Below are 2507 nucleotides of genomic sequence, written 5' to 3'. Positions count from 1 at the left end.
TCACCGTCGTGGTGTATGGCGCAATGCACGCCGTGCCTGCCAGGCTGACACCGAGTGCCAACCACCCACGGTCACCCGGCTGGGCGGCGCCGCGGTGAGGCCGCAGGCGGCCGCCGCCGACGGCTGGTGGGGCACGAAGATCGACGCGATCGAGGTGTCCGACGACGAGGAGCCGTGGTTCAAGGGCGCGGCCGAGATGTACGCCCTGGTCACCGGCTTCGGCACGGACGGCAAGGTGCGGGTCGACCCGGTCGACATGCCGTACCTGGACTACGACGGGACGGTCTACCGGCCCAACCAGATCCTGGTGAACTGGTCGAACTACAAGTACGACCTGGCCGACGTGGTGCTGATGGAGGAGGACGGCAGCACCAACTACCAGGCCCTCGCCAAGGCCATCGCGGCCGTCCTGCTCACGGTCACCGACCAGGGCGCGTACATCCCGCTGGTCAACGCGGTGCTGGACGCGATCCCCACCGAGTGGTGGACGGACGACCCGGACTACGTCGACTCCTGGTACACCCTGGCCCGGACGTCCTCGGGCCGGCTGAACGGCGCCCGGGGCAACGGCTGGATGAACGTCTCGCCGTACTGGGTGTCCGCCTTCTGATCTGCCCTGATCGGCAGCAATTCCCGTGGAAATGTGGACAGATCGGATAGATTGCTCCACGGAACACCCGGCCGCCGCGCGACGGGCGGGGCGGCCGGGCCCCACGACGAGGGAGTGCTGCTCTGATGGCCCAGCAGGTACGGGGTGTGATCGCGCGGTCCAAGGGTGCGCCGGTCGAGGTGGTGACGGTGGTGGTGCCCGACCCGGGGCCGGGAGAGGCAGTGGTGAAGGTGCAGGCCTGCGGGGTGTGCCACACCGACCTGCACTACCGCGAGGGCGGCATCAACGACGAGTTCCCCTTCCTGCTCGGCCACGAGGCCGCGGGCGTGGTGGAGTCGGTCGGCGAGGGCGTCACCGACGTCGCCCCGGGTGACTTCGTGATCCTCAACTGGCGTGCGGTGTGCGGCGACTGCCGGGCCTGTCGGCGCGGCCGGCCGTGGTACTGCTTCGCCACCCACAACGCGAAGCAGAAGATGACGCTGACCGACGGCACGGAGCTGTCGCCCGCGCTCGGGATCGGCGCCTTCGCCGAGAAGACGCTGGTCGCGGCGGGCCAGTGCACCAAGGTCGACCCGGCCGCCTCGCCCGCCGCGGCGGGCCTGCTGGGCTGCGGCGTGATGGCCGGCCTCGGCGCGGCGATCAACACCGGCGGGGTGGGCCGCGGCGACTCCGTCGCGGTGATCGGCTGCGGCGGTGTCGGCAGCGCGGCCGTGCTCGGCGCCCGGCTGGCCGGTGCGTCCCGGATCATCGCGGTCGACGTCGACGCCCGCAAGCTCGCCGCCGCGCAGAAGTTCGGCGCCACCCACACCGTCGACTCCTCCGCCGCGGACGCCGTCGAGGCGATCCGCGAGCTGACCGGCGGCAACGGCGCGGACGTGGTCATCGACGCGGTCGGCCGCCCCGAGACCTACAAGCAGGCCTTCTACGCGCGGGACCTGGCCGGCACCGTCGTCCTGGTCGGCGTGCCCACCCCGGAGATGCAGCTGGAGCTGCCGCTGCTGGACGTCTTCGGCCGCGGCGGCGCCCTCAAGTCCTCCTGGTACGGGGACTGCCTGCCGAGCCGGGACTTCCCGATGCTGATCGACCTCTACCTGCAGGGCCGGCTCGACCTGGACGCCTTCGTCAGCGAGACCATCCCGCTGGACGGCGTCGAGCAGGCCTTCGAGCGGATGCACAAGGGCGAGGTCCTGCGATCGGTGGTGCTGTTCTGATGGCCGCCCGGATCGAACACCTCGTCACCTCCGGCGAGTTCACGCTGGACGGCGGCACCTGGCAGGTCGACAACAACGTCTGGATCGTCGGCGACGACGAGCAGGTGCTGGTGATCGACCCGGCCCACGACGCCGAGGCGGTCGCCGCCGCGATCGGCGACCGGCGGCTGCTCGCGATCGTCTGCACCCACGGGCACAACGACCACGTCAACGCCGCCCCCGAACTCGCCGACCGGACGGGCGCGCCCGTCCTGCTCCACCGCGAGGACGGCGTGCTCTGGCAGCAGACCCACCCGGGCTTCAAGCCGGACGCCGAACTGGCGGACGGGCAGCGCCTGACGGCGGCCGGCACCGAGCTGACCGTGCTGCACACCCCGGGGCACAGCCCCGGCGCGGTCTGCCTGTACGCGCCCGACCTCGGCACCGTGTTCAGCGGCGACACCCTCTTCGCGGGCGGCCCCGGCGCCACCGGCCGGTCCTTCTCCGACTTCCCGACGATCATCCGCTCGATCAGCGAGCGGCTGCTCGTCCTGCCGCCGGAGACGGTCGTCCGCACCGGCCACGGCGACTCCACCACCATCGGCACGGAGGCCCCGCACCTGGAGGAGTGGATCGCCCGAGGGCACTAGGGAGTCCTCAGGAGTCACGGTGCACCACAAGGGGCGCGTGGGGGCACCTCCCGCGCC

Annotated in this window: 3 protein-coding genes; all 3 read left to right on the top strand. The window is 71.9% G+C overall.

Annotation, left to right across the window (positions count from 1 at the left end; all coding sequences use genetic code 11):
• Positions 1 to 610 (top strand): DUF3103 family protein (locus tag ABZ641_RS32870; RefSeq protein ID WP_359987790.1); only part of this gene is annotated, 610 nt, incomplete at its 5' end.
• Between the two features lie 125 nt (positions 611 to 735).
• On the top strand, positions 736 to 1821 hold the full coding sequence (locus tag ABZ641_RS32865) for an S-(hydroxymethyl)mycothiol dehydrogenase (RefSeq protein ID WP_359987788.1): 1086 nt from the start codon (positions 736 to 738) through the stop codon (positions 1819 to 1821).
• Positions 1821 to 2450: an MBL fold metallo-hydrolase gene (locus ABZ641_RS32860; protein WP_344625429.1), complete on the top strand. Its 630-nt coding sequence runs from the start codon at positions 1821 to 1823 to the stop codon at positions 2448 to 2450. Before ABZ641_RS32865 ends, ABZ641_RS32860 begins: the two co-directional genes overlap by 1 nt.
• The last annotated feature ends 57 nt before the right edge of the window (positions 2451 to 2507 follow it).

This window comes from Kitasatospora sp. NPDC007106 (genome assembly GCF_040634455.1).
GTDB classification, from domain to species: domain Bacteria; phylum Actinomycetota; class Actinomycetes; order Streptomycetales; family Streptomycetaceae; genus Kitasatospora; species Kitasatospora arboriphila.
Note: the sequence above shows the minus strand (reverse complement) of the source record. Positions and strands in the feature narration are given on the sequence as shown.

Bases quoted from the DNA above. Each gene is read 5' to 3' on its own strand.
- ABZ641_RS32865 (WP_359987788.1), top strand. From the start codon at position 736: ATGGCCCAGCAGGTACGGGGTGTGATCGCGCGGTCCAAGGGTGCGCCG.
- ABZ641_RS32860 (WP_344625429.1), top strand. From the start codon at position 1,821: ATGGCCGCCCGGATCGAACACCTCGTCACCTCCGGCGAGTTCACGCTG.